Annotated in this window: 23 protein-coding genes; 3 read left to right on the forward strand and 20 right to left on the reverse strand. The window is 41.6% G+C overall.

All coding sequences use genetic code 11. The features are described 5' to 3' along the window. Nucleotides 1-5 precede the first annotated feature (5 nt). From aroE to ACTHOQ_RS02625, 4 genes are all read right to left on the reverse strand, one after another. The gene (gene aroE / locus ACTHOQ_RS02610; RefSeq protein WP_440494114.1) at nucleotides 6-836 is read right to left on the reverse strand and encodes a shikimate dehydrogenase; all 831 of its coding nucleotides are present in this window, start codon (nucleotides 834-836) and stop codon (nucleotides 6-8) included. Between the two features lie 103 nt (nucleotides 837-939). Further along, complete coding sequence (gene yqeH, locus ACTHOQ_RS02615) at nucleotides 940-2,043, reverse strand: ribosome biogenesis GTPase YqeH (protein ID WP_440494115.1); 1,104 nt, start codon at nucleotides 2,041-2,043, stop codon at nucleotides 940-942. Between the two features lie 56 nt (nucleotides 2,044-2,099). Next, entirely contained in the window at nucleotides 2,100-2,615 is a 516-nt protein-coding gene (locus ACTHOQ_RS02620) for a YqeG family HAD IIIA-type phosphatase (protein WP_440494116.1), read from the reverse strand. 34 nt (nucleotides 2,616-2,649) lie between these two features. After that, a complete protein-coding gene (locus ACTHOQ_RS02625; RefSeq protein WP_440494117.1) occupies nucleotides 2,650-3,432 on the reverse strand; it encodes a phosphatidylserine decarboxylase in 783 nt (260 codons plus the stop codon). A 299-nt stretch (nucleotides 3,433-3,731) separates the two neighbouring features. Between ACTHOQ_RS02625 and pssA the strand changes: the two genes are divergently transcribed. After that, complete coding sequence (pssA, locus tag ACTHOQ_RS02630; protein ID WP_440494118.1) at nucleotides 3,732-4,271, forward strand: CDP-diacylglycerol--serine O-phosphatidyltransferase; 540 nt, start codon at nucleotides 3,732-3,734, stop codon at nucleotides 4,269-4,271. 86 nt (nucleotides 4,272-4,357) lie between these two features. Then, nucleotides 4,358-5,059, forward strand: a complete 702-nt coding sequence (gene sigK, locus ACTHOQ_RS02635) for an RNA polymerase sporulation sigma factor SigK (RefSeq protein ID WP_440494119.1) — start codon at nucleotides 4,358-4,360, stop codon at nucleotides 5,057-5,059. Between the two features lie 182 nt (nucleotides 5,060-5,241). Here the strand turns inward: sigK and mtnN are convergent, their stop codons facing one another. The 14 genes from mtnN to ACTHOQ_RS02705 form a co-directional block, all read right to left on the reverse strand. After that, entirely contained in the window at nucleotides 5,242-5,934 is a 693-nt protein-coding gene (gene mtnN / locus ACTHOQ_RS02640) for a 5'-methylthioadenosine/S-adenosylhomocysteine nucleosidase (protein WP_440494120.1), read from the reverse strand. A gap of 78 nt (nucleotides 5,935-6,012) precedes the next feature. Further along, entirely contained in the window at nucleotides 6,013-6,681 is a 669-nt protein-coding gene (locus ACTHOQ_RS02645; RefSeq protein ID WP_440494121.1) for a YrrS family protein, read from the reverse strand. Between the two features lie 237 nt (nucleotides 6,682-6,918). Further along, on the reverse strand, nucleotides 6,919-7,404 hold the full coding sequence (gene greA, locus ACTHOQ_RS02650; protein WP_440494122.1) for a transcription elongation factor GreA: 486 nt from the start codon (nucleotides 7,402-7,404) through the stop codon (nucleotides 6,919-6,921). Nucleotides 7,405-7,844: 440 nt separating this feature from the next. Continuing rightward, nucleotides 7,845-8,480 (reverse strand): uridine kinase, encoded by a 636-nt coding sequence (gene udk, locus ACTHOQ_RS02655; protein WP_440494123.1) that lies wholly within the window; start codon nucleotides 8,478-8,480, stop codon nucleotides 7,845-7,847. Then, nucleotides 8,481-9,758, reverse strand: coding sequence for a peptidase U32 family protein (locus tag ACTHOQ_RS02660; protein ID WP_440494124.1), 1,278 nt, complete (start codon nucleotides 9,756-9,758; stop codon nucleotides 8,481-8,483). 19 nt (nucleotides 9,759-9,777) lie between these two features. After that, nucleotides 9,778-10,710, reverse strand: coding sequence for a peptidase U32 family protein (locus ACTHOQ_RS02665; protein ID WP_440494125.1), 933 nt, complete (start codon nucleotides 10,708-10,710; stop codon nucleotides 9,778-9,780). Nucleotides 10,711-10,715: 5 nt separating this feature from the next. After that, the gene (locus tag ACTHOQ_RS02670; protein WP_440494126.1) at nucleotides 10,716-11,348 is read right to left on the reverse strand and encodes an O-methyltransferase; all 633 of its coding nucleotides are present in this window, start codon (nucleotides 11,346-11,348) and stop codon (nucleotides 10,716-10,718) included. A 246-nt stretch (nucleotides 11,349-11,594) separates the two neighbouring features. Beyond that, nucleotides 11,595-12,713, reverse strand: a complete 1,119-nt coding sequence (gene mltG, locus ACTHOQ_RS02675) for an endolytic transglycosylase MltG (RefSeq protein WP_440494127.1) — start codon at nucleotides 12,711-12,713, stop codon at nucleotides 11,595-11,597. A 249-nt stretch (nucleotides 12,714-12,962) separates the two neighbouring features. Further along, nucleotides 12,963-13,475 (reverse strand): DUF1292 domain-containing protein, encoded by a 513-nt coding sequence (locus ACTHOQ_RS02680; RefSeq protein WP_440494128.1) that lies wholly within the window; start codon nucleotides 13,473-13,475, stop codon nucleotides 12,963-12,965. 72 nt (nucleotides 13,476-13,547) lie between these two features. Next, a complete protein-coding gene (locus ACTHOQ_RS02685; RefSeq protein WP_440494129.1) occupies nucleotides 13,548-13,838 on the reverse strand; it encodes a DUF1292 domain-containing protein in 291 nt (96 codons plus the stop codon). A 190-nt stretch (nucleotides 13,839-14,028) separates the two neighbouring features. Beyond that, nucleotides 14,029-14,445, reverse strand: coding sequence for a Holliday junction resolvase RuvX (gene ruvX, locus ACTHOQ_RS02690; protein ID WP_440494130.1), 417 nt, complete (start codon nucleotides 14,443-14,445; stop codon nucleotides 14,029-14,031). After that, complete coding sequence (locus ACTHOQ_RS02695) at nucleotides 14,442-14,714, reverse strand: IreB family regulatory phosphoprotein (protein ID WP_440494131.1); 273 nt, start codon at nucleotides 14,712-14,714, stop codon at nucleotides 14,442-14,444. The genes ruvX and ACTHOQ_RS02695 overlap by 4 nt, the downstream gene beginning before the upstream one ends. 117 nt (nucleotides 14,715-14,831) lie before the next feature. Further along, nucleotides 14,832-17,504: an alanine--tRNA ligase gene (alaS, locus tag ACTHOQ_RS02700; protein WP_440494132.1), complete on the reverse strand. Its 2,673-nt coding sequence runs from the start codon at nucleotides 17,502-17,504 to the stop codon at nucleotides 14,832-14,834. 527 nt (nucleotides 17,505-18,031) lie between these two features. After that, entirely contained in the window at nucleotides 18,032-19,180 is a 1,149-nt protein-coding gene (locus ACTHOQ_RS02705; protein ID WP_440494133.1) for an MFS transporter, read from the reverse strand. 103 nt (nucleotides 19,181-19,283) lie between these two features. Between ACTHOQ_RS02705 and yeiL the strand changes: the two genes are divergently transcribed. Continuing rightward, entirely contained in the window at nucleotides 19,284-19,952 is a 669-nt protein-coding gene (gene yeiL, locus ACTHOQ_RS02710) for a transcriptional regulator YeiL (protein WP_440494134.1), read from the forward strand. Between the two features lie 53 nt (nucleotides 19,953-20,005). Here yeiL and ACTHOQ_RS02715 read toward each other — a convergent pair whose 3' ends face one another. Both ACTHOQ_RS02715 and recD2 read right to left on the reverse strand, forming a co-directional pair. Then, nucleotides 20,006-21,238 (reverse strand): NupC/NupG family nucleoside CNT transporter, encoded by a 1,233-nt coding sequence (locus ACTHOQ_RS02715; RefSeq protein ID WP_440494135.1) that lies wholly within the window; start codon nucleotides 21,236-21,238, stop codon nucleotides 20,006-20,008. 358 nt (nucleotides 21,239-21,596) lie between these two features. Continuing rightward, nucleotides 21,597-24,092: an SF1B family DNA helicase RecD2 gene (recD2, locus tag ACTHOQ_RS02720; protein ID WP_440494274.1), complete on the reverse strand. Its 2,496-nt coding sequence runs from the start codon at nucleotides 24,090-24,092 to the stop codon at nucleotides 21,597-21,599. Nucleotides 24,093-24,206 lie beyond the last annotated feature (114 nt).

Here is a 24,206-nt window from a genome sequence, read left to right on the forward strand (position 1 = left end):
AAAATTCATTTTCCTCCTAATTGCGCCGTTAAACGTGCAATCATTGCATTTGTATTTGGGTAATTGCCTAGCCAATGTTCATAGGCAATTGCACCTTGATGCACGAACATGCCCAATCCATTGACGATTGCCGCCCCTTTTTGCTCAGCCGCCTGCAAAAATGGCGTCATTAATGGATTATACACAATATCTGCAGCAATTGCGCCTGCCGGGAACTTTTCAAGAGAAAATGGCAGCGCAAAATCGCCTGTTGCCATTCCTGCAGGTGTTGTTTGTATAAAAATCTGAAATGCGGACAAGCTTTGTTCTGCTTGCTGCAGCGACATTGCCCGGCCTGCATTCATTTCATCTGTAATTTGCTGGGCTTTCTCAATTGTGCGGTTCGCAATCGTAATGTTCGTGTAGCCTTCCATTTGCAGGGAAAAGGCGATACCGCGTGCTGCACCACCTGCCCCGATTATTAAAACAGCCTCATTGCGTTTTTTTGTGCCGATCGCTTCTTCCAATGATTTGACAAAGCCTGGGCCGTCTGTATTATAGCCTTTTAGCTTGCCTTCTGCAGTATGGACAACAGTATTAACCGCGCCCATTTTTGCAGCAAGTCCGTCCAGTTCATCCAAAAAAGGAATGATCGTTTGCTTATGCGGGATTGTGACATTCCAGCCGCTTGCGCCCAGCAGTTTGAGCGATGCCACAGCTTGTTGTATATGTTCTGGCTTTACATGCATTGGAATATACGTCGCATCCACATTCTCTTCTTCATACCATGCATTGTGCATTTCCGGAGATTTTGATTGTGCAATCGGATCTCCAATAACCGCAAACCACTTTTTCATCGACAATTCCCTCTTTCCTGCTACCATTCATTCCCTGAAGTGTATCCACTAACTACTTCAGATGATCAAATATCCTCCTGTTCTAGATGAAGAGACCGTTCTATTAAATCAGCGACGGCCGGATGAATACTTCTACTCCTTTTGGTGCGTGTGCTGCTACGACAACATTGGCATGCTGTACTGTAATCCAGCCCAATCCTGAAATGACTACATCAGTTTTTGGTTCCTTGATCGAGAACTCGTGACGTACTAATGGTGGCAACTGATCGATATGTTTAGACGTTGGCGGTGCCAGTAATTCACCTTTATGTTCTTCATATAATTGATCTGCACGCTCCAGTTTCGTACGGTGAATCGGCAAATCATTGGCGATATGAACCGTAAATGCTGAACGTTCGCCTTGAATGAAGTCAAAACGGGCAAGTGCGCCGATAAACAATGTTTGCCCGGGATTTTGCTGATATACTTTCGGCTTGATTTCTTTTTTCGGCATAATGTATTTTAATTCGCTTGAGTCAATATGGTGTGCCATTTGGTGATGGTTAATAATTCCCGGCGTATCATATAAGGACGTACCGTCATCCAGCGGAATCCCGATCATATCCAATGTTGTGCCCGGGAAATGGGATGTCGTAATGATTTCCCCCTCACCTGTCGCCTGCTTAATAATGCGATTGATGAACGTCGATTTCCCTACATTTGTACAGCCTACTACATACACATCCTTGCCGTTGCGGTACTCCTCAATCGCGCCGACAACTTCCTCCATGCCCATTCCTTTATGCGCGGAGACAAGCTTTACATCGATTGGCTTTAATCCCAGCGCTTTCGCTTCACGCTTCAGCCAGTTTACAACTTTCTTTTCCTTTACCGATTTCGGCAAAAGATCTGCTTTATTTGCTACTAGAAGCACGGGATTATTTCCGACGAAGCGGTGTAAACCCGGCAACCAGCTGCCGTTAAAATCAAAAATATCAACGATTTTCACGATGAGGCCCTGCTGCTGTCCAAGACCGTTTAAAATACGCAAAAAATCGTCATCCGTTAAGCTGACTGGTTGAATTTCATTATAATTTTTTAAACGGAAACAGCGTTGGCAAATAATCGTTTCCTTTTCCAATGAAGATGCGGGCGCATATCCTAATGCATTTTTATCTTCTGTTTGAATCACTGTTCCACAGCCAATACATTGTGGCATTTCATTCATTCAATATTTCCTCCTAACTGCTATTGCATATACATGCAAAATCTCGGGCTACTATACTAGTCTTCCCAAGGATATTGTCCTTTTCGTTTTAAATCATTGTATACACGACGTTCCACAAAACGGTTGAATTTTGTGACAAGGCCATCTGAATCAGCAACAGGGCGCACTAAAAACGTATAAAGCTTTTGACGCTTAGCACCCATTACATCTGTCAGGAGCTGGTCCCCTAGCATGGCAACTTCATGTCGACGGAGACGCAGCTGTACAAGCGCCGCATAATATGCCCCGCCTAAAGGTTTTTTTGCGCGGTAAATGAACGGGATGCCATGTGGTTCCGCAAACTGACGGACGCGCGCTTCATTATTGTTCGATGCAATAATAATTTTAATGCCTGCCTCGCGCATCATTTCAAACCATTCGACAAGTTCCTCTGTTGCATCTGCGCGATCCCATTCCACAAGCGTATTGTCCAAATCTGTAATAATGCCTTTAATGCCTAAGCCCTTTAGCTTTTCAGGTGTAATTTCGTAAACAGTGCGGATAAATTCATTTGGTAATAAAAAGTTATACAAAGCCGTAACCCCTAACTCAAAATTTATTTATTCATTATAACATAGTAGCAAAAGCTTCTCCCATTTTTATCTTCGCTGCACTTGTCACATTCTCATTAAATTCAACGGCATTTTGTTCAAATAGCATAACAACCGTCGAGCCAAACGCAAAATAGCCGATTTCCTCCCCTTTTCTCCACTGTGAGGATGTATTTGTAAGCTCAATTGTGTTCACAAATGTTGCGCCTACTTTAATGAAAGCCGCACAGAGCTCTTTTTCATAGTTAATTTCGCTAATCATACGATAATTATGACTGATTGGTTTTTTCCCGTATTGTAAGCCCATTTGATTCACAGGATAGGATTTTTGCCCGAGGATATACTGGCGGACAATTGTACCATCAATCGGACTATGGATACGATGATAATCTGCTGGACTCAAATAAAAGACAATATATTTACCATCGATGTATCGAGCTGCCTTCGCTTCGTTCCCTAATAAATCAACTAGCGAATATGGTTTGTTTTTAACCGTAAATATTTTCCCATCCGAAATATTGCCGAATGCCTCTATCTTTGCGTCGACAGGGCTCGCAAAAACATTCGGACGTTTATCTACAGGGCGCACATTGTCCTTCAGCTCCCGTACAAAAAAATCATGCAAACTTGTGAATTCTTTTGGAGATTTTGAAACTTCCTGTATATTAATTCCGTATAGTTGACTGTAGCTGCGAATAAAATTTTTACTAATACCCGATTGTGCGACAGTTTGCAGAATTTTCGAGGAGAGTTTGCCATTTGAAAGCTCTATCAGATTTTGATATAATTTTTCCTTCATTTTAAGACCTCCAATTTATAATGATACGATGATTTTCATTAATTTATTTTATCTGTATAATGTAAAGTCAAACAAACAGGCTCTTTTGGGCATGTCATTAATCCTTCGTCCGCCCTTTGTCCTGCCTTAAAGCTGAAATCGCAAGTGCCTGCCTGCTAATGTGAGATAACTAAGGAACAAAGATAAATTATATAATGTATAGACGTACAAAGAAAGGTCTTATTATGAATAAACTATTACCTTTTTTTATTAGAAGAAGTATAATAGAGAATAGCCGATGAGCAAGGGAGTGTTTTCCGATGTTTCTACTTCAAAAAGTTGATTCAACATTGAAAAAAATAAAAGCAAATGCTGCAAATATAATTACAATTACGAATATGTCATTTGGTGGGGCTGCTATTATGGCTACATTAAATGAGTATTATAGCTATAGTGTACTATTAATTTTTATCGCTGCATTTTTAGATCGTTATGATGGGAAAGTAGCCCGGAAATTTAATCAGGAATCCGAATTAGGAAAGCAGCTCGATTCAATGGCCGATATTATTTCTTTCGGTGTTGCGCCAGCTCTCTTAATGTATGAAATGGCATTGATGAATGCGGGTGTCACAGGTATGATGATGCCAGTGCTATTCATTGCCGCTGGTGCATTGCGGCTGGCCCGTTTTAATGTAATGGACTCTACAGGGTATTTTGTCGGTTTGCCAATTACAGCCGCTGGTACTTTACTTGCACTTTCTTATTTCTTTACAAATGTATTATCCGAAACATTTTACATGATTTTATTCCCTGTGTTAGCACTGCTGATGGTAAGTACTTTCACACTGAAAAAGGTGTAAGAGCTTAATTTTTGCTCTTACACTTTTTTTCATTTCAGCGCAAAATTTATCATATACTGTCGAAAAGATGAAAGGATGTTGTATGCTTGAGCGGTTTTGTGACAGCATTGCTTCAACTTTGGCTTGAGCTTCCCGCACTATTAGGCTATTTAAAAGGGCAAACGTTTTATAAACCTTTATCACGCGAGGAAGAAGAGGAAGTCATTGCCCGCTTTATAAACGGCGATGAAAACGCGCGTGTCGAATTGATCGAACGAAATATGCGTTTAGTTGCACACGTCGTAAAGAAATTTCATCCCCCGCACGATTTGTTAGACGACTATATTTCGATTGGCACAATTGGTCTCATGAAGGCGGTAAGCAGCTTCACGCCCGAAAAAAAGACGCGCCTCGCCACGTATGCCGCACGCTGTATTGAAAATGAGATATTAATGCATTTACGCGCTCAAAAAAAAGTTCAAAAAGATGTGTCGTTATTTGAGCCGATTGGTGTCGACAAAGACGGACAGTCACTTCAAATACGCGACTTGCTTCAGCTTGATGAACCTTCAACAATCGAAAAAATCGAAAAACAGGAGGATTTTGCACAGCTTTACCGCTATTTGAATACGCTCGATCCACGCGAACTTGAAATTATATCATACCGCTATGGCCTGCAAAATTTCGACCCGCATACACAAAAGGAAATCGCGAAGCGTCTTAATATTTCCCGCAGCTATGTTTCCCGCATAGAAAAACGAGCGCTCATAAAGCTCTACCAGCAGTTCAAACATGGGGAAAAAGAGTAAGCTATTTTGTTGAATGGCAAAAAGCGATGTTTCATCAATCGGAAAACGCCCAATCATTTTCGGCGATTGGGCGTTTTCCTTTCCTATTATTCTATTTTGCCTTCATTTGTATGGAGCTGCATCATGAAGCCGTCAGTTGTCGTAATCGCTGCTTGCTCTCCTGCCATTTTCAAAACAATAAATTACAGCTTCGCAATCGCATTCAATACGACTTCCGTCGAATGCTTTGCTGCTACAGGCAAAAATTCATCAAATGATACGCCAGATTCCTGCCCTGCAATATCCGACAATGCACGGATCACGACAAATGGCGTATTAAACTGATGGCAAATTTGCGCTACAGCCGCCGCTTCCATTTCGACCGCCTTCATCGTCGGGAAATCTTTTCGAACAGCCTCAACACGTTCAGGGTCGCTCATAAACACATCGCCTGAACAAATTAAGCCGACACCGCAGTTATGCTCCCCTACTTCAGATACAGCCTGTTTTGCAATTTCCATTAATTTCTCATCCGATTTATACGCTGCCGGCATACCTGCCATTTGGCCAATTTCGTATCCGAACGCTGTTACATCGACATCATGATGGCGCACTTCATCTGAAATAACGATATCCCCAACATTTAACGCTGCATCAAAGCCGCCTGCGGAACCTGTATTAATGACAACAGCCGGATTAAACTTTTCCAATAAAATCGTTGTCGACATTGCGGCATTCACTTTCCCGATACCGCTTTTCAGCAAGATGACTTCTTTGCCTTCATATGTCCCTGTCGTATATTCGCTGTTTGCGATTGTTTCTGTTTTCGTATTTTGTAATGCATTGCGCAATAATTCAACCTCTTGCTCCATCGCGCCAATTACTGCTATTTTCATTTCCGGCTTCCTCCAATTTAGTACATTGTTCATAATGCAATTTTTTCGTCAATTCTCGCATTAAAAAAATTAGTATGCTCAGTCAATTGCCGTTAACACTTCAACTTGAACCGGCTTCCATCCTTCGCCGTCGATCCATTCAATGCTTACACGGTATTTCTGCTCTTTATCCATTGAAGTGACAACAGCAATGGAACTCTTAGTATTTCCGTTATTTTTAACACTTAAGACGATGCTATTATCCTGCTCTATTTCGAGCACACTAAAGATTGCCTTTAGCTTTTCTTCATAATCGATATGCCCTTTTTCATATGTCGACACATGCTCACCAGTTTGGGCGGTTGGATATGCCTGCCAACTTGGATTAGTAATGACCTCCTGTACTGAGGGATCTGTAGATGGGCTTACAGTATCGTCTGTTTCTGTCGATGATTGTGCGGGCTCGTCCAGTGACGCATCTTCATTTTCTTCCGTATCATCATTTTCTGTTTGTTCATCCTCTGCCGCTTGTCCGCCCTCTTCCTGTGACGGTTCATTCGTGGCAACATCAGCAGGCTGGTCCTCTTTTTGCGCCTCATCATCTGGCAGCGGATCCCGGGAAATAATAAAGATCAATGTTGCGACAATTAGTATGGCAACGACCGCGATTAAATAGTTTAAGCTTTTATTAGCTTTCTCGAATTTCGTTTCTTTCGCTTTATGTTCCGCATACTGTTGCCGTGTTTGAAATCGTCTTTTTCGTTCCATTCCAATTCCTCCTATGCATGCTTATTTTAGCATTAGAAAAACAGATTGTGCACGAAAATCGCACGAAAGAAGTTTTTAGGATCTGCGTCTTCCATTACTGATGTTTTTTTGGCGTTTAGAAAAACATATTTATTGCAAAATGATGTTTTTCATTTTATGGATTCCCTTGAAAAACTAACACTTTCTTATCCGCGAAAAGAAAAGCAGTTAGCGCATGAATGCTAACTGCTTTTGAAATTATTTGACTTCTAAAATAATAACTTCCATATCTCCGCCTGGTGTTGTCAATTTTACAACATCGTCGACATGCTTGCCCATTAATGCTTTTGCGATTGGTGAGTCATTTGAAATTTTCCCTTCAATTGGATCGGCTTCAGCTGAACCAACAATCGTATATGATTCTTCAAAGTTGGCGCGTTTCCCGTTAATCAGCTCGTCAAATGTAACCGTTTTGCCTAGGGAAATTGTATTGGATGAATCGTCCTCTGTAATAATGACCGCATTGCGCAGCATTTGCTCAATTAAAGAAATACGTCCTTCCACGAACCCTTGCTCTTCCTTCGCCGAATCGTACTCCGAGTTTTCAGATAAATCACCAAAGCTGCGAGCAACTTTAATACGCTCTACTACTTCCGGACGCTTTACTGTTTTTAGCGTGTTTAATTCGTCTTCCAATTTTTGCTTTCCTTCTAGTGTCATTGGATATTGTTTTTCGTTTGACATTATTCCCACTCCTTAGTAATAACTTGAAAACGTTTTCTTTTTTCGTTTTCTTTTTCTAAATAATACGTTTTATCAATTATGCCCCGGCATAATTGCATCCGGATTTATAAAAGCTCCCTTTAAAAAATCTGTGGCATCTGCCAGGGGCTTATCTTCATTCAGCGGGCGTTCGGGAAATCCCCTGAAACTAACAAAACAAGCATTCATAATCTGCCGAAAGAGGCGAGTGTTTTTTGCTGGATGAAAATAAAATATAATTATTTAACGTATTTTCGTTCATAAATAACAGAAAACCCGACTACTAGTTTACGGTATGTGGAAATGCCCCAATTTAGAAGCTCATTTCCACAGCGTTTGCTAGCAGCCGAATTTCGTGAATACTTATTTATGTTCGTCTTTCATATTTGAAATGTAAATATTGTAAATACTACATCATCATATTACAAGTTTGATTCAGTTTCAAGAATTGTTTTTATTTTCGTTACCATTAAGTCGATTGCCACGTTATTTCCGCCACCTTCAGGAATGATGACATCCGCATAGCGCTTTGTCGGCTCGATGAACATATTATGCATAGGGCGTACCGCTGACAAGTATTGTTCAATTACAGAATCCGCCGTACGACCGCGCTCTTTAATATCCCGCTGTATCCGGCGAATGATGCGTAAATCCGAATCTGTATCAACGAATAATTTAATGTCCATCAATTCACGTAGGCGCTCGTCTTCCAGCACTAAAATCCCTTCGATGATAATGACATCTTTTGGTTCTACATGGATGACTTCATCAGAACGTGTATGCTGCACATAGTCATATACAGGCTTTTCAACAGACTGATATGCGAGCAAGCTGTTAATATGCTCAATTAATAAGTCATTGTCAAAAGCTAATGGATGATCATAGTTCGTTTCAAGTCGCTGTTCAAACGTCATATGGCTTTGATCTTTATAATAATAGTCCTGTTCGATTACGACTACTGAATGGTCACGGAAAACATCATAAATGGCACGTGTCACGCTCGTTTTGCCTGAGCATGAACCACCCGCAATCCCGATGACGACTGGACGCTTTGACATTTAGTTATTCTCCTTTCGCATCATATCAAAGTGCGATAATGAGCGATCTACTTTAAATTTAACGATTTGCAGCGGGTGGCGGGCAACATCAAGCTCATTGCCGTCTTCATCCCAAAGCTGGCCAACCGTCATTTTGAATGTATCCATATTAGGGCCGAAAAATTCAACCGTATCGCCTGTCTTGAAATAGTTGCGTTGTTCCAATGTAACCATTTGTGTTTCGGCATCATAGCCCATTACAAAACCGGCAAAATCCCACTTCATCTTATGTGAATGGAAACCAAACATTTGCTGCTTATAGCTTGGCTCCCCTTCAAAGAATGATGAGGCTGTTGCACGGTTTGCACAGCGCGCCAATTCCTCCAGCCATTCTTTTTCGAACGTGAAGTTTTCAGGGTCTGCACAGTATGCGTCAATCACTTTACGGTATACCGAAATAACTGTTGCTACGTAGTGAATCGATTTCATGCGTCCTTCCACTTTTAATGAGTCGATGCCCAATTCAATCATGTGCGGAATGGATTCGATTAATTTCAAGTCTTTCGGGCTCATCGCAAATGGTGCTTCGCCTTCGCTGAACAATGCCACTTCTTCGCCGTCTTTTTCTTCGTATAAATCATAATCCCAGCGGCAAGATTGACAGCAGCCGCCGCGGTTTGAGTCACGTGCAGTCATATGATTCGATAATGTACAGCGACCTGAGTATGCGATACACATCGCACCATGCACGAAAGCCTCGATTTCAATATCCACTTCCTCTTTCATTTTGCGCATCTCTTCGCCGCCAACTTCGCGTGCCAATACAACACGCTCCAGCCCTTCTTCTTTCCAATACTTCACAGCTTTCCAGTTTGACAATGATTGCTGTGTTGAAAGGTGGATCTCCAAGCTAGGCGCCGCCTTTTTGCAAGTTTCGATAATGAGCGGGTCCGCAACGATGATCCCTTTTACACCCGCTCCTTCGATTGCCTGCAAATATTCCTCCAACCCTTCCATATTTTCGTTATGAGCAAAAATATTTGTTGTTACGTAAATGACCGCGCCGTATTTGTTTGCAAACTCGACGCCTTCTTTCATCTCTTCAATTGTGAAGTTGCCTGCATTCGAGCGTAAACCAAATTCCTGGCCGCCGATAAATACCGCATCTGCTCCGTAATGTACGGCTACTTTCAACTTTTCCAGGCTTCCCGCTGGCGCAAGTAGCTCCGGCTTTTTTGTAATGACTGTTTTTCCGTTAACTGTTTCACGGATTTTTTCGTTTTGAATTAATTGTAGCATGCTGCCTTCGTTCTCCTTCCTAGTAGACTGTTTCCTTGTAGATGAAGCCAGTATCCAGTGGACGTAACGCTGGCTGAATTGCCTCCACTTGCTCAAATAGCTCTGATTTAATGTCATCGTATGCATCTTCGCCTTTTTCGAAATACGCATCAATCGCTTGACGGTAAAGGCTTGTCACTTTTACGACATAGTCAAATTCCTGAAGAACCCCGTCGATTTTCAATGAGTCGATGCCAGCTTCAAATAATTCATTCAACTCTTCGATAATGCACATATCGTTCGGCGAGAAAATATGCGTCCCGTTCATATCTTCATAAATCGGGTATTTGTTTTTGCGCTCTTTGTCGTGCAGGAACATATTTTTGTTTTCTTTACGGTTTTCCACTTCCATCGCTTCATCACGGTATAAGAAATAATTCCCTAAAAGTGAGCGTTTTGACTGAAACATACATGTCATGCCATGTACTTGCACTTCAATCTCATGCTCTGTATTTTCTTTAATTTCGATTACTTCATCGACAGAAAGCTCACGCGCTAAAACAGCACGCTTGCTGCCGCGCTCGCCCCAATAATTCACCTGGAAGTAGTTTGTCGCAGTCGTTTCCGGATTCCAATGCAGCGGGATTGTAATGCCTAATTCACGTACTGCAACAATTACTGCAGGATCGCCGAAAATTAAAGCATCCACACCAATTCGCTGCATTTCGGCTAAATATTCATCCAATGCATCTAAACGGTCGTTATGAAATAATGCATTGACAGCTACATATACTTTTTTGCCTGCAGCATGAATGAGCTTTGTCGCTTGCTCCACTTCGGCTACAGTGAATTCTCCAGCTAAACGCAAGCCAAATTTTTGTTCCCCAATTACGAAGGCATCCGCACCAGCATCAAGTAATGCAGCGATATGCTCAACGGATTGTGGTGTCAATAATAATTCTGGTTTTTTCACAATCTTCACCTCTTCAAACAAATTAACAAACCATCACCGACAGGGAAAAAAGCACTTGTGTATTCTGGATGTGCCATAACCCAATCAGAAAATGTTTTTAAATTTCGAATCATCGTTCTTTTTCTTCTCGGCACTTCTTTTATATCTAAATCTGAAAGCCCGTGCATATACATATTATCGATGTACAATACCCCGCCTGACGGAACTAGCGGTGCATACTTTTCGAAAAATTTCATGTACTGGCCTTTCGCCGCATCAATAAAAACAGCATCAAAAGCAGGTGGAAGTTTATCCATATCTACTTCTAACGCGTCTCCCTCAATTACTTGTATACGGTTTGCTGCCTCTGATCTTGCAATGAATTGTTTTGCATACTGGACCCGCGACTCGTCACGTTCAATCGTCACAATATCGCAATTCGGCAATGCTATTGCCATACGTATAGCGGAATAGCCAATTGCTGTGCCAATTTCCAAAATAGATTTCGGATTTTGAATACGCAATATTTGATTCAGTGACTCGATTCCCGCCAGCTGCATAATCGGAACGTGATTTTGTTCGGCGAATTTTTCCATTTCAACCAATAATTCATCACGTTCAGGAATGAAGGAAGCAATATAAGCGTCTGATAATTCCATTCGTCATTCTCCCTTTACCTGTTTGTGTGCGCATGTCTTCCATCCATAAGAAAAAAGACGAAACCTCGATGTTTGCGCCTACAAGTTTGTTATATAAGGACAAAAAATCACATCTTATAATAGCACGAAAAGAAAAGGAATGCGAATAATCTTTTTTAAATTCCGCCTTTGGACGTAATTTCAAAGCCATTCGATTCCTTTTTCAATTCAATCAATTACGCCTTTGCCTCCACACTCGACCTTGCACTAGCGCAAATATTTTTCGATGTTCGCTAAATGCTCATCATATGATTTGGCAAAGTGATTCGTGCCTTCTTTATCTGCCAGGAAGTACAAGTAATCAGTTTGCGAAGGATTCAGTGCAGCCTCAATCGACGTTTTCCCCGCCCCGGCAATCGGTCCTGGGGGCAACCCTACATTTACATAAGTATTGTAAGGATTGTCGATCTCCAAATCTTCATACAGGACACGGTCTTTATGCGAGCCTAATGCATATAAAACAGTTGGGTCTGTTTGCAGTGGCATATCAATCCCCATTCGATTGTAAAACACGCTTGCGATCGTTTCGCGGTCTGTTTGGGCAGTTGCTTCTTCTTCAAGCAATGAAGCAAATGTCAATAATTCGTGAACCGTCATTTCACGGTCCTCCAAAATTGGCGTATACTCTGACACAATCGTGTTTGTCGCAGAAAGCATCGTGTTCACAATCTCGTCAATCGATGGCTTTTCCTCATAGAAAGGATATGTCGCCGGATATAAATACCCTTCCAATGCATGACGAATATTTTCATTTAAAATATTTTCCGTTAATAAATCGGGATATTCGGACATCAGCTGCTCAATATATGATGCGTCCGTCACTTTTTTCATGAAATCCTCTGCTCGATGGGAAGTGTTTTTCTGAACGATTTCCGCTATTTGCTCAAGAGTCAATCCTTCCGGCACGGTAATCGTAAATACAGGCTCTCGATATACCCGACCCGTTTTTAAACTTTCAATAATCTCGTCCAATGTCATTGATTGCGTTAAAGAATAATCGCCTGCCTGGAATTCTGATTCATTTTTAAATTTTGTATAATATTTAAAAATTCGTGCATCTTTTATAATTCCCTTTTCCTCTAAAATGCTTGAAATTAATGTAATCCCGGAGCCCATTGGAATTTCGACATCAATTTTTTCATTCGATTCCGGATCCATTGGTTGTAATGCAGATTTGACATAGTTATAGCCCGAGTAGCCTGCAACTGCGATAACGATAAGAGCGACAAGCGCGATGAGTCCTACAATTTTTCGCACGGTTTTAACTTCTCCTTTACGCTCTTTCATCTTATTGAACATTTCCTGCTTTGAATTTTCATCTAGCACGGGAGCCCCCCCTTTTTCTCTTTCATAATGATACATAAAATTTCCTTCCGGCACAATAATGAGCCGCGAAAGTTATACTCGTTATAATGAATAGCGACGTTTTTTAACGGGAAATGTTCTAAGTCGTTCAAAAAGTTGCATTACTTAACTAAAAGAAGGGAATATACGGCAATTGCGACAAACTGCCGCGATTTTCCAAGCAAAATAAAAACCTGGCCGACGCATCAATCGTCAGTCAGGTTTTCAAAACTAATGCTGTGCCAATGAATTTAGAACTTGCTCGATCATTTCCCATTCCGCATCTGTCTCGATCGGTAAAAGATCTGCTACTTCGCCGTTTTCCCCGGCAATATATGCTGAAGCGAATACTTCATCAAGCATTGGTTCATCATCTTCCAAAATTGCGTAAAACAAATAACTTTTGCCGCTGTTTTCGAAGCGATGCAAAATTTGACACATAATTTCTTCGTCATCCTCAATAGTAATCGTAAAGTAATTTGTCTGATCTGCTCCAAACTCTGCTAATACGGTGTTCATGACTTCCTCAACCATTGCCCATTCTTCTTCTGTTTCGATATCGGAAAAGCCGCTCATTTCGCCATTATCATCAAGCACATAGCGAAGCGCGGAAATGCCCGCCTCTTCGTCACCGATCAATGAGAACAATACATAGGAATGCTCTTCGGAATCAAAAGTGAAAACAACACGGCACTGTTGCTCACCGCCATCTTCTGTCTGTAAAATGAAAATATTCTCTTCCATTATTTTTCCTCCTTATTAAGAAATAAAACAGAGCAGGCTCATCACCCACTCTGTTTCATCATGTCGAATGAATTATTCTTCTTCGCCTAATTCGTCTTCGATTTGGTTTAAAACTTCCTCGATTAAATCCCATTCAGCTTCTGTTTCGATTGGAATCAATTCTCCATCTTCACCGTTTTCAGCTGGAACGAATGCAGAAGCGAAAATTTCAACTGCGCCATCTTCATCTTCTTCCGCACCTACTAAAGAATATAATACATATGATTTACCGAACTCTTCCGAATCGAAAGTGTGTAAAATTTCGCAAAGTTGTTCGTTGCCGTTTTCATCGACTACTGTAATGTGGTGTTGTTGTTCTGACATGATTGTCACCTCTTCATTATATTTAGGCATTGCCTGTTGTTGCTTCATTTATTATACATAAAGCTTTTCCATATAAGTACAAAAAAGCCCTAATTTAAGCAACTTTCTTATTGATAAACGTCCTTGTCCCATCCTTTCCTCTTCATTTAGCCAATGCATGGAAAATGGGGATTCGGAATAAAACAAATCATTAATTTTTACTATCTAAATAACCTTGCAAAATCATGACGGCAGCCATTTTATCAATAACTTGCTTTCTTTTTTTGCGGCTTACATCTGCTTCAATCAGCATCCGCTCTGCAGCCATTGTTGTCATACGCTCGTCCCAAAGCTTAACAGGAAAGCCGAATATGTCTTCGAGCAGCTTTTTATAGTTTTCCGAAGCTTCTCCGCGGGGACCGATTGTATTATTCATATTTTTGGGATATCCCACAACGAATTCCGTTACATTGTGTTCCTTCACAAGCTCTTTAATACGTTCAATCCCAAATTCGCCTGCCGCTTCATCAATTTTAACTGTTTCGATCCCTTGCGCTGTCCACCCTAGCGCATCGCTAATCGCAACGCCGACTGTTTTCGAGCCGACGTCTAAACCCATAATTTTCATTTATCCGCCTCAGTATTCTTTCTAATATAAAATTTCACGAGCTCTTCTAAAATCTCGTCACGCTCAAGCTTGCGGATTAAATTACGTGCGTCCTGGTGGCGAGGGATGTATGCCGGGTCACCAGATAATAGATACCCCACAATCTGATTTGTTGGATTATACCCTTTTTCCTCCAAAGCCGTATACACCTTCAGCATCACTTGCTTTACTTCTTGTTCCATTGATTCTTCTGGAAAACTAAATTTCATCGTTTTATCGAAAGAACTCAAGACCAGCACCTCGCTTTCAGCAATAAGGAGATGGAGCATAGTAGCCCATCTCCATTTTTACCATTATAACTTATTCCTGCAAGCACTTCAAATATGCCAGTAGTAAATTTTAGTTGATCAGAAAGATTTTACATATTCGTATACTGCATTTAACGCTTCTTCCAGCTTCGCAGCATCTTTTGCACCGGCCATAGCCATATCCGGACGACCGCCGCCTTTACCGCCGCAAGCTTCTGCAACTTGCTTCACAATGTTGCCGGCATGGTAGCTGCCGCCTACGATATCTTTCGTTACACCTGCGCAAAGCATTACTTTATCGCCATCGACTGCACCAAGAACAATAACGGCTGATTGCATTTTCTCCTTTAAATCATCCATCATTTGACGCAGTTGATTGTTGTCTTTTGCCTCTACACGTGTTGCAAGCACTGTCACATCGCCAACTTTTTGTGCGGCATCCATTACTGCGCCGGCTTGTGCATTGGCGATTTTTTGCGATAATGACTCATTTTCACGTTGCAATTCTTTATAATCCGCTTGAAGAGATGCTACACGAGCTGCCACGTCTTTTGCATTTGATTTTAAAAGGCTTGCTGCTTCATTTAAAATCGCCTCTTCTTCTTTAATCGCTTCATATGCCGCTTTTCCTGTTACCGCCTCGATACGGCGAGTCCCTGCACCGATACCGCCTTCGGAAACGATTTTGAAAATGCCGATTTCAGATGAACGGCTTACGTGCAGTCCGCCGCAAAGCTCAATTGAATAATCCGAAACTGCTACTACACGAACTACATCTCCGTATTTCTCGCCGAATAACGCCATTGCTCCCATTGCTTTTGCAGAATCGATATCCATTTCTTGAATCACGACTTCGATATCTTCCCAGATTTTTTCGTTTACAGCACGCTCCACTTGCGCAAGCTCTTCTTTTGTCGCTGCACCGAAATGCGAGAAGTCAAAGCGTAGACGGTCCGGGCCTACATAGGAACCCGCTTGTGCTACATGGTCGCCTAATACATCTTTCAATGCGCGGTGCATCAAATGTGTCGCTGTATGGTTTTTCAGGATTAATTTACGTTTTGCTTCATCCACTTTTGCAGTTGCCGCATCCCCTACATTCATTTCGCCTGACTGTACGACAACCGTATGGAGCGGTTGACCATTCGGAGCTTTTTGGACATCTTTTACGATTGCTGTGAATCCATCTGCTTCGATGACACCAGTATCTGCAATTTGCCCGCCCATCTCAGCATAGAACGGCGTTTCAGAAAGGATGATCAATGCCTCATCACCTTCAGAAGCTGCAGTTGTTTCTTGGCCATTCACGACAATTGCCGCGATTTTAGCAGAAGCCTCGAATGCATCGTAAATAAATGTTGATTGCTGTGTTAAGTTTGACAGCACTTCATTTTGCACTTGCATTGAATCAACATCCGCACGCGCATTGCGGGCACGTTCGCGCTGTTGCTCCATTGAAACTTCAAAGCCTTCATGGTCAACAGTCATGCCAACTTCTTCTGCATATTCTTCTGTCAATTCAATCGGGAAACCGAATGTATCATATAAACGGAATGCATCCGCGCCTGGAATAATTGTTTCGCCTTTTGCTTTTTGGCTTTCGACGACTTCATTAAAGATCGCCAAACCGCCATCAAGTGTTTCATGGAAACGAACTTCTTCATTTTTAATGACACGCTGGATAAATGCTTCCTTTTCTTTCACTTGCGGATAGAAGTCTTGCATAATCTCTCCGACAGTCGGCACTAATTCGAACATGAACGGCTTTTCGATACCAATTTTTTTCGCGTATCGGACAGCACGGCGAAGTAAACGGCGCAATACATAGCCGCGGCCTTCATTTGATGGCAATGCACCGTCACCGATTGCAAACGCCACTGTACGGATATGGTCAGCGATTACTTTAAATGGTGTATTGATATCTTCTGTTGAACCGAAAATTTCTTTTAAATCTACTTCGTTTGGACGCTTGTATTTGCGGTTTGCAAAAGTTTCCGTCTTTTCGATGATCGGCATGAATAGATCTGTATCAAAGTTTGTTGGTACGTTTTGCACAACAGAAACGATACGCTCAAGACCCATTCCTGTATCAATGTTTTGCTTTGGCAGTGGTGTGTATGTGCCATCCGGATTATGGTTGAACTGGGAAAATACAAGATTCCAAATTTCTAAATAACGCTCGTTTTCTCCTCCTGTATACAGCTCTTCTTCCGGTGCGCCAACCGCGTATTCTTCACCGCGGTCATAGAAGATTTCGGAGTTGGGACCAGATGGACCTTCGCCGATATCCCAGAAGTTCCCTTCCAAACGGATTAAGCGTTCTTTCGGAATGCCGATTTCATTGTGCCATACGTCGTAGGCTTCCTGATCTTCAGGGTGTAGCGTGACAGACAATTTTTCCGGATCAAAGCCCATCCATTTCGGATCTGTTAAAAATTCCCAAGCGTAATGAATCGATTCTTTTTTGAAGTAATCCCCGATCGAGAAATTCCCTAACATCTCGAAAAATGTATGGTGACGCGCTGTTTTTCCCACATTTTCAATATCGTTTGTGCGAATTGATTTTTGGGCATTTGTAATACGCGGGTTTTCCGGGATAATACGTCCGTCAAAGTATGGCTTTAATGTTGCCACCCCTGAGTTGATCCATAAAAGTGATGGATCGTTGATTGGTACTAATGGTGCTGATGGCTCTACGTGATGTCCTTTTTCTTTGAAGAAATCCAAATAAAGACGACGGATTTCAGAACCTGTCATAGTTTTTGCAGTCATGTTTTTTTCCTCCTAATTGTTTTTGAAGCAACGATGAAGTGGCGAGAAAATCTGTTGCGCCTCGGCATAATGGCGTCCCGATTTTTTTGAGTTTAAGCCCGCAGGAATTAAATCAGTCAGCCGGTATCGCACGAGGCGCGCATTTTAGGCTGATATCCTCTTAAAACTCCTCTGAAATATCCGGGACATATGCCAAAAGCTTATTTTCATACAGCGCCTTTCCGGGACACCCGCTAATTGAAAACAAAAAAGCCTTCATCCCGGTAAAGGGACGAAGACTGTCATCTCGTGGTACCACCCTAATTTATAACGCAATAAACATTATATCTCAAGTGCTTGTAACGTAAGCAAACGGCAGGGATTAGCTGCACTCTGGAGTAGCTTTCGGTAAATTCCCGTGGAGATCTTTTCAGCCAAGAAATCTCTTTCTGCGCGCGGGGTCAAAACGTACTTGTTCCATCATCGTTTTTATTTTATTTATGCTCTTCATTATAAAAAAATGATAAGGTGCTGTCAATTGGCATTGTTCAATAATTAAAACGATTTTTCGTCAATAATATTAAAATGATTGCAGGCACTGTACAAATAATCATCCCTAAAAATGCTAAACCAGGTTCGATTTCATAAAGAGCCCCGCCTAAAAGCGTCAATATTGCAGCGCTCAAACTCATTGCAAGAGCTGAATAGATGCCTTGCGCATTTGGAATTTGCTCTTTCGGTAATGCATGGGAGATGTAGCGTATGAAGGCATAGTGAGCCATTGCAAACGACAATGCGTGCAGCGCTTGCGACACAATGAACATCGGCATGCTCGGAAAAGCATAGACAGTTATCCAACGAACGGTCGATCCAATCGCGGCAACAAGCATTAACGATGACGGCTTCCATTTCGTTAAAAATGTATCGGCCTTCAAAAAATAAATAATTTCGAATAATACCGCGACGTTCAAAATCATTCCGATATAGAAAGGGTTCGCATTTAAGTCCTGCAAATAAATATAGCCATAGTTGTAATAGGAAGCATGTGCACCTTGGAGCAATATAACAACGAAAAGCACAACAATGAAACTCCTGACTTCCACTAGCCCTTTCATCGATAGCGCCTTTCCATTCCCTTTTGCCGGGGCTAAGCTTAACACTTGCGGTGCCGGCATCAATTGAATCGCCAACAATGCGGTCAAGCCGAAAATCATCATCCATAAAATCATTTGCTCACCGTAAATTCCCGTAAGCATACTAATTATTAAAACAGCGACAACATAGCCGAATGACCCTAAGGAACGCGCCTTCCCGTAGTGAATTACCCCATGCCGCATCAGAGTAGAGGCACTGCTTTCGACAGCAGGCAATAATGCCGGGTACAATGCACTAAACAGCAGCGTCATAATAAATAAGCCCATGAAAGAATCAATCGGAATATAAAGCAATGCCACAACTAAAGAGCCTGCCGTAAAAAAGATCAGCACATTTTTATTGCTCATCACCTTTGAAACATACGGGAAAATAAACATTGTTGAAATGGCACGGGCTACTAAGCCAAACCCCATTACGATGCTCGCTTCTGAAACGGTCAGCCCCTTATCATTTATAAGCCAACCTGTCCAATATGGTAGAAAAATACCCCATGTAATAAAGAACATAAAAAAATTTTTTGCCAGCCAACGCTGATTGTTCATAGTATCCATCCTTTTCCACTTCTATTACGTTGAATAATAACACGACAAATAATACAATAATGTGAGAAATCTCATATTTTATTATAAGGAGCTGCTTTATAATTTGAGAAAATTGCCGCTTGAAGAAAGCCTTGGATATATTGAACAATACCCGATTTCCCAATATTTTTCGTTTGATATTATCCCATATATCGACGTATATGAATTTAATAAAGGCGAATTTATTTTTCATGAACATTCTTATCCCGACTATTTATATTACATGGTCGAAGGAAAAGCAAAATTATATATTACGCATAAAAACGGTAAAATTTCGCTCATAGATTTTTTAACATCACCCACATTTATGGGTGAGATAGAGCTGCTGAATGCTGAACGCTATTCAAAAGGCATCCAAACCGTCACAAAATCGATTTGTTTTGCGATAGCGATACGCGAAGCTAAGGAAAAATTGTTGGCTGATCCCGTATTTCTGAAAATGCTCTGTCTCTTTTTAAGCCAAAAGACGATGAATACGACAGCCAAATATACGCAAAACCAGGCATACCCTTTGGAAAACCGACTAGCTTCATTCATTTTACTATCGTCCGATCAGCAATTCTATAAAGAAAAACATACAGAAGTATGCGAATATTTAGGGGTATCCTATCGCCACTTGCTTTTTGTTCTTGCACAATTCAGTGAAGCCGGCTACTTAACAAAGCAAAACCGGGGATATGTATTGACAAACCGCCCGGAATTAGAAAAGCTTGCTGCTGAAATTACATATTAAAAAAGACTGCGCTAAAAAAATTTTAGCACAGTCTCTTCTAAATTTAAGCTGAATTAAATGAACATGCCTGCAATGGCAGCAGATAATAAAGATGCCAATGTACCTGCAGCAACCGCTTTAATCGCAAGCTGTGCAATCATACTGCGTTTTTCCGGAGCCATGCCGCCTAGACCGCCGATTAAAATGCCCATTGAGCTCAAGTTCGCAAATCCGCAAAGCGCAAACGAAATAATAATCGCCGTTTTATCCGTTAACTCGCCGATAATCGGGCCGAAGTTAGAATATGCTACGAACTCGTTTAAAATTAGTTTTTGACCAATGAAAGAACCAGCACGAACAGCTTCATCCCATGGTACACCAATCAAAAATGCCAATGGCGCAAATACATAGCCGAGAATGCCTTCAAGTGTCACGTTGTCTAATGCTGCCCAACCTGTCAAGTCACCGATCCAGCCTGTTACGCCGCCTAAAATACCATTTAGCAATGCAATCAATGCGATGAAACTCAGCAGCATTGCACCAACATTGACAGCCAGCTTCAAGCCATCTGACGCACCGACGGCAGCAGCATCAATAACATTTGTCGCTTCTGAATTACGCTCTAATTTAAAGTTTGCTTCATCGACCTCTTCCGTTTCAGGAATCATTAATTTCGCCATTACCAGTCCTGCAGGAGCAGCCATGAAACTTGCCGCCAATAAGTATTCAAGCGGAACACCCAATAAAGAATAACCGATTAATACAGATCCGGAAACAGATGCAAGTCCACCTGTCATAACAGCAAACATCTGTGATTTTGTCATTTTATTTAAAAATGGACGAATAACAAGCGGGGCTTCTGTTTGGCCAACGAAAATATTAGCAGCAGCATTCACCGATTCTGCTTTTGTCGTACCGAGCACTTTTGATAAAAAGCCTCCGATAATTTTAATGATGAATTGCATAATTCCTAAGTAATAAAGAACCGAGATTAAAGACGAGAAGAAAATGATGATTGTCAGTACACTCATCGCAAATACAAAGCCTACATTATCCGCATCTGCCAACCCGCCAAATACGAAGACGATACCTTCATTTGCATAGCCGATCAGCTTTTGCACGCCTGCAGAAAGGTCCATTAGCTTTTCGCGGCCATATGACCACTTCAATACGATAAATGCAAAGATTAATTGTACGATTAAGCCCGAAATAATGATTCTCCACTGAATTGCTTTACGGTTGTTCGATAATCCGATTGCAATCGCCACGATTCCTAGAATACCGATGATTCCCCAAACGAAATCCATATATGTGCACCTTCTTTTTTTATTTTGAAAACCTTTTCATTTTACAATAATTGACATCAAACTTCGGACGTCGTATAAGTTTTTTCTATACTAACATACCCACCTTTATATTAATAATTAATAGTTTCTTTTAAAATTTCTGATTTTATAATAAATTCTTGATATGTGCACAATTAGGAATTGAGAAGAGATTTTGTTTTTATTATGTCCCATTTTATTTTTATTTTTTATCAACTTTAAAAACATCCATATTCCTAAAATCGGTAATAGCCTCCTTTGCAATCTAAACTAAAAAACCTTTAACAAATAAAAAAAACTAGCTATTTTCGTTCGTAGTGAACAAAAATAGCTAGTTACATTAATCGTTAAAGTCATATGGCGAAATTTGATCCATGCCTATAAGCGGATGGATATAAGGGGCTGTTTCGGTCGTTAAATGGTTCGGCAGCGATTCCCCGATTTTATGCGAAGCGCCTACATTTAGCAATCCAAGCTGCACTGTCGACAATTTCGGCTCAGACGCTTCGCTTGTTTGCTCCGCTTTGTCTTTCGTTTGCGGTAATTCATTCGTTTGCTGGGCGGCGGTAAATTCAGGGTTGAGCCTTGCCTTTAATGTGGTGAGCCGCGTTAAATCATCTGTCTTTCCTAAGCCGCTCGCCAAAACATCTGGCTCCCCGCATAAAATCAAAAAGTTTTTTGCGCGTGTAATGCCTGTATACAATAAATTTCTGCGCAGCATTTTCGAATAGCCACGGACAACGGGCATAATAACCGTCTGAAATTCCGACCCTTGCGACTTATGGATGGAACAACAATAAGCAAGCGTTATCTGATTTAAATCGGCACGCTGATATGTCACTTCTATCCCATCATAGCTTACGATTAGCAAATCCTGCTTTTCCACCGTTTCCTTTGCCCGGATGATCGAAATAACTTCGCCCATATCGCCGTTGAATACATTGTTGTCCGGCTGGTTGACAAGCTGCAGCACTTTGTCGCCAATCCGGTAAATTGTATCGCCAAATACAATTTCCTTGCGCGATCCATCATTCGGATTGACGAGCTGCTGGATTTCTTTGTTCAAACTATCGATTCCCGCCGGCCCTTTATACATCGGGGCAAGCACTTGAATATCCCTGATAGCCTGTCCTTTCGCAAGTGCGCTTTTCACGATTTGGGTAACGACACCTGTCACTTGTGCAGCCCCCGCTTGAATGAACGAGCGATCCGATGTTTTGGCGGTCAATGTATCCGGGACGATTCCTTTTTTGATTTGGTGGGCCATTTCTATAATCGTGGACCCTTCCGCCTGTCGGTAAATATCGGTCAATTCGACTGTTGGAATTTGTTTTGACGCAAGCAGGTCCTTTAATACTTGCCCCGGTCCTACAGGCGGCAACTGATCTTGGTCCCCTACAAAAACGACTTGCACGTCTTCATGAAGCGCTTTTAATAATTGATGTGCAAGCCATGTGTCGACCATCGACATCTCATCAATAATAATGAGTCGCCCGACAACTTCGCGCTCCGTTTCTTCATCCTTTTCCTGACCGTTAAACCCAAGCAAACGGTGAATCGTCATCGCAGGCAAACTTGTCGACTCGGCCAGCCTTTTTGCTGCACGCCCAGTCGGTGCCGCGAGTACAATGGGAAATGGCTCCTCTTTTTCTGCATATGTTTTAGGGTCCAGCGATAATCCGTGAAGCTCCGCATACACTTCGACTAAACCGCGCACAACGGTCGTCTTTCCCGTACCTGGACCGCCTGTCAATATCATGACCGCGGAATTGAGGGCGGTTTCGATTGCTTGTGCCTGTGTTGGCGCATATGTCACATTATACTGTTCCTCTATATCGCCTATCGCCTTGCGAACTTCATCACGGGAAAAGCTTTCGACTGTTTTATTTTTTTCCTTCAGTTCATTGATTTTACTTGCAATACCGATTTCACTGAAGTACAGGGACGGTAAATACATACGTGTTTCTTCACCGCAAATTTTTGACTCTTCGCGCATCTCGATACAAGCATTCGAAATGGCTTCATACGGGATTTCGATACGCTGACTTTGTTCAAGCATTTCCTTCACCATCGGGAGCACCATTTCCGCATCTAAATAAACATGCCCTTCTGACAGCGCGGCATTTGTCAATACATGATAAATTGCCGCTTTTATACGATCAGGATGGTTGCCTGTTATGCCTAATTTAGCACCGAGCTCATCAGCGCGTATAAAGCCGACGCCTTCCACTTCCTCAATAAGCCTGTATGGGTTTTCCGTTAGCAAATGCAGTGTTTCTTCGCGGTATGCTTGATAAATTTTCATGCCAAGCTGTGGACCGAATCCCCATTCATTAAGACGTACCATAACACGCTCCAGCCCTAAGTTCTCCTCAATCGTTTGGCGGATGAGCACCTTTTTTTCGGCGGATAGTCGAGGGACGGCATCCAGTGCGGATGGATCTTCCAAAATTCTCGTTAATGCATCCATTCCAAGTTTTTCGACGATTATTTCCGCTGTTTTACGACCGATTCCCGTAAATAAATCGCTTGATAAATAGTGGACAATCCCTTGCTCTGTAGTCGGTACTTCTTTTTCGAATGTTTCGATTTGAAATTGCATGCCGTATTTTGGATGGCTTTTCATCTGTCCTGTAAAACGATAAAGCTCATCCTCGGCCAATTGCGGGAAATAGCCGACGACAATAATTTCCTTCTCGTCATGCTGAATATTTGTTTCTTGTATTTTGACACGAACAATGGAGTACATATTCGTTGCATTATGAAAAATTGTTACAATCGGCCGACCTAAAATAAAGAGCTTATTTACGTCAAACAAATTTAGATTTTCCGCCATTTTCATGCCACGCTTTCTAATAAATTGTATGCCCATTTTATCATACACATCGCAGCGTGTCTTACATTATTGCATACATATGGATCTGCCTGATTTTTCTATCAATTCACTGTG

Source organism: Solibacillus silvestris, assembly GCF_051967575.1.
Lineage (GTDB): Bacteria > Bacillota > Bacilli > Bacillales_A > Planococcaceae > Solibacillus > Solibacillus silvestris_B.